5 protein-coding genes are annotated in these 3,277 nt (G+C 61.6%); 1 reads left to right on the top strand and 4 read right to left on the bottom strand.

All coding sequences use genetic code 11. The annotated features are described in order from the left end of the window. The coding region (locus EN749_RS33015) for a CinA family protein (protein ID WP_145991109.1) at positions 1–356 on the top strand (356 nt) is incomplete at its 5' end. On the opposite strand, the gene EN749_RS33010 is transcribed toward EN749_RS33015, so the two are convergent. The 4 genes from EN749_RS33010 to lpdA all read right to left on the bottom strand — a co-directional run. Then, positions 353–817 carry a type II toxin-antitoxin system RatA family toxin gene (locus EN749_RS33010; protein WP_127267305.1) on the bottom strand — a complete coding sequence of 155 codons (465 nt, stop codon included), beginning with the start codon at positions 815–817 and terminating at the stop codon, positions 353–355. The genes EN749_RS33015 and EN749_RS33010 overlap by 4 nt on opposite strands. A gap of 12 nt (positions 818–829) precedes the next feature. Further along, positions 830–1,795 (bottom strand): lipoyl synthase, encoded by a 966-nt coding sequence (gene lipA, locus EN749_RS33005; RefSeq protein ID WP_127329039.1) that lies wholly within the window; start codon positions 1,793–1,795, stop codon positions 830–832. 137 nt (positions 1,796–1,932) lie between these two features. Beyond that, entirely contained in the window at positions 1,933–2,190 is a 258-nt protein-coding gene (locus EN749_RS33000) for a GlsB/YeaQ/YmgE family stress response membrane protein (protein ID WP_127397206.1), read from the bottom strand. Positions 2,191–2,279: 89 nt separating this feature from the next. Continuing rightward, on the bottom strand, positions 2,280–3,277 hold a 998-nt coding region (lpdA, locus tag EN749_RS32995; RefSeq protein WP_128364738.1), incomplete at its 5' end, for a dihydrolipoyl dehydrogenase.

Raw genomic sequence — 3,277 nt, 5'->3', positions numbered from 1 at the left:
CCGCCGCGATCGATCGCCGCTTCATCACCTATTCCAACGAAGCCAAGATGGACATGCTCGGTGTTTCCGCCGCCACGCTCGGGGCGCATGGCGCGGTTTCGCGCGAGACTGCGATTGAAATGGCGGCAGGCGCGCTTGCCCGTTCGCGCGCCGGGCTGACCCTGGCGGTCACCGGGATCGCTGGGCCTGGCGGCGGTTCGGCGGAAAAACCGGTCGGCCTGGTCTGGTTCGGGGTTGCGCTGGACGGCCGACCGATTGTCGCCGAGCACCAGCTCTTTGCAGACAAAGGCCGCGATTTCATTCGCCGCGAAACGGTCCGGCAAGCGCTGGAGCTGGGCCTGCAAGCACTCGGCTAACCCTGGACCCGGGGTGCTGCACCGTAGATGACGTCGGCGCGCTTCTCAAAGGCTTCGGCGAACATGCGGAAGGCGCGATCGAACATGGTCCCCATGACCGCGCCCAGAATACGGCTCTTGAACTCGTAGTCGATGAAGAAGCGGACGGTGCACCCGGCGCCGTCCGCTTCGAAACGCCAGACGTTGCTCAAATATTTGAACGGCCCGTCGATGTACTTCACGTCGATGGTGTTCTCGGCGGGCTTCAGCAGCACCTGCGTCGTGAAGGTTTCGCGGATCGCCTTGTAGCCGATGCTCATGTCGGCAAGCAGAACCGTGCGCCCGTCACGCTCCTTGCGCGAGCGAACCGTCAGCGCTTCGCAAAGCGGCAGGAATTGCGGATAGGATTCAACATCGGCGACCAGCGCGAACATCTGCTCGGGTGTATGGGATACGCGTCGGGTGGCTTCGAATTTTGGCATGAAACCAGCGGGTTAAGCTGTTTTCTTGAGAATCGCTTCCCGTGCCGCACGCAGCTTGGCGAAATCGTCGCCGGCGTGATGCGACGAACGCGTCAGCGGGCTGGACGCCACCAGCAGGAAACCCTTGGTCCGGCCGATCGTCTCGAAAGATTTAAACTCCTCCGGAGTGACGAAGCGGATCACCGGATGGTGCTTCTTCGACGGCTGCAGGTACTGGCCGATGGTCATGAAGTCGACATTGGCGGACCGCAGATCGTCCATCAGCTGCAGGATTTCATTCCGTTCTTCGCCCAGCCCCACCATGATGCCGGACTTGGTGAAGATCGACGGATCAAGCTCCTTGACCCGCTGCAACAGCCGGATCGAATGGAAATAGCGGGCGCCCGGACGAACCGTCAGATAGTTCGACGGTACGGTTTCGAGATTGTGGTTGAAGACGTCGGGCTTGGCGGCCACGACGACCTCCAGCGCGCCGTCCTTGCGCAGGAAGTCGGGCGTCAGGATTTCGATCGTCGTCAGCGGCGTTGCCGCCCGGATGGCGCGAATGACTTCGGCGAAATGCTGCGCACCGCCATCGGCGAGATCGTCGCGGTCGACCGAGGTGATGACGACATGGGTAAGGCCCATCTGCTTGACCGCATGCGCGACACGGGCCGGCTCATCCGGGTCAAGCGCGGTTGGAATGCCCGTGGCGACGTTGCAGAAGGCGCAGGCGCGGGTGCAGATCTCGCCCATGATCATGAAGGTGGCGTGCTTCTTTTCCCAGCATTCGCCGATGTTGGGGCAGCCGGCCTCTTCGCAGACCGTCACCAGCTTGTGCGATTTGACGATTTCGCGCGTTTCGGCATAGCCCTTCGACACCGGCGCCTTGACGCGGATCCAGTCGGGCTTGCGCAGCACATCCTGATCAGGCTTGTGCGCCTTTTCCGGATGCCGCAAGCGCGGGGCGTTGGCGATCGTATCGAGGACAGTGACCATCGGGAAACCTGGTTCATTCGCGACGCCAGTCAGGCGTTCGCTGTCATAACGTCATCTAGGACTTTTCAACGCAAAGAAAAAGGCCGCCGCGGCGCATGCCGCAACAGCCTTTTTCGCATGGCAGCTTTTCAGTGATGCTAACGACGCACCAGACGCCCGGCCCAGATCAGCAGGCAGGCACCGATAAAGCCGGTGATCAGATAGGCAATCCAGCCGACGCCGAACGGGCCAAAATTGAGAGCCTGCAGAATGGCGTTCAGCACGACCGCGCCGACGATGCCCATAACGATGTTCATGAAGATGCCGGTGTCGCTCTTCATGAACATTTCGGCGAGCCAGCCTGCCAGGCCGCCGATGATGATGGCTGCTATCCAGCCGACGCCATTCAGGTGCATATGCCTTCTCCTTGTGTGATGCGTGAAAACGCATCCGCAAACGAAGTACCTTGCCGCCGGGTTCCATCTGTAGAAGCGCTTTCAATCTATCAGGCGTTGAGCGCGCGGCCATAGGCGTCGAGCACGCTTTCCTTCATCATCTCCGACAGCGTCGGGTGCGGGAAGATGGTGTGCATCAGCTCTTCCTCGGTCGTCTCCAGGTTCATCGCCACGACAAAGCCCTGGATCAGTTCGGTCACTTCGGCACCGACCATGTGGGCGCCGAGCAATTGACCGGTCTTCTTGTCGAAGATGGTCTTGATGAAACCCTGATCCTCGCCGAGCGCAATGGCCTTGCCATTGGCGGCGAACTGGAAGCGCCCGACGCGGATGTCCTTGCCCTCGGCCTTGGCCTTGGCTTCCGTCAGGCCAACCGAGGCGACCTGCGGATTGCAGTAGGTGCAGCCCGGAATCTTCAGCTTGTCGGTGGCATGCACGCCAGGAAAATCAGCGATCTTCTCGATGCACACGACCCCCTCATGTTCGGCCTTGTGGGCGAGCATCGGCGGGCCGGCGACATCGCCGATGGCGTAGATGCCCGGCACATTGGTCTTGCCGTAGCCGTCGATGACGATGCAGCCGCGCTCGGTCTTCACGCCTAGCGCCTCAAGCCTGAGGCCCTCGATGTTGCCCTGGACGCCGACGGCCGAGATCATGCGATCGGCGGTGATCTTCTCGACCTTGCCGTCCTTCATCTCGACATGCGCCGTGACCGAATTGGGACCCTTCTCGACCTTGGTCACCTTGGCTTCGAGGATGATCTTCATGCCTTGCTTCTCGAACTGCTTCTGCGCGAATTTCGAGACTTCGGCATCCTCGACCGGCATCACCGCCGGCAGCAGCTCGACCACCGTCACCTCGGCGCCCATGGTCCGGTAGAAGGAGGCGAATTCGATGCCGATGGCGCCTGATCCCATGACCAGCAGCGACTTCGGCATCTCCTTCGGCACCATGGCCTCGAAATAGGTCCAGATCAGCTTTCCGTCCGGCTCGATGCCGGGCAGCGCGCGTGGTCGCGCGCCGGTCGCCAGGATGATGTGCTTGGCGG

Origin of the sequence: Mesorhizobium sp. M7A.F.Ca.ET.027.02.1.1 (genome assembly GCF_004022985.1) — a bacterium.
GTDB lineage: Bacteria > Pseudomonadota > Alphaproteobacteria > Rhizobiales > Rhizobiaceae > Mesorhizobium.
This window is presented reverse-complemented; position numbering and strand designations above follow the sequence as displayed.

Coding starts and splice junctions, on each gene's coding strand:
- EN749_RS33010 (WP_127267305.1), bottom strand. CDS start 817: ATGCCAAAATTCGAAGCCACCCGACGCGTATCCCATACACCCGAGCAG.
- lipA (WP_127329039.1), bottom strand. CDS start 1,795: ATGGTCACTGTCCTCGATACGATCGCCAACGCCCCGCGCTTGCGGCAT.
- EN749_RS33000 (WP_127397206.1), bottom strand. CDS start 2,190: ATGCACCTGAATGGCGTCGGCTGGATAGCAGCCATCATCATCGGCGGC.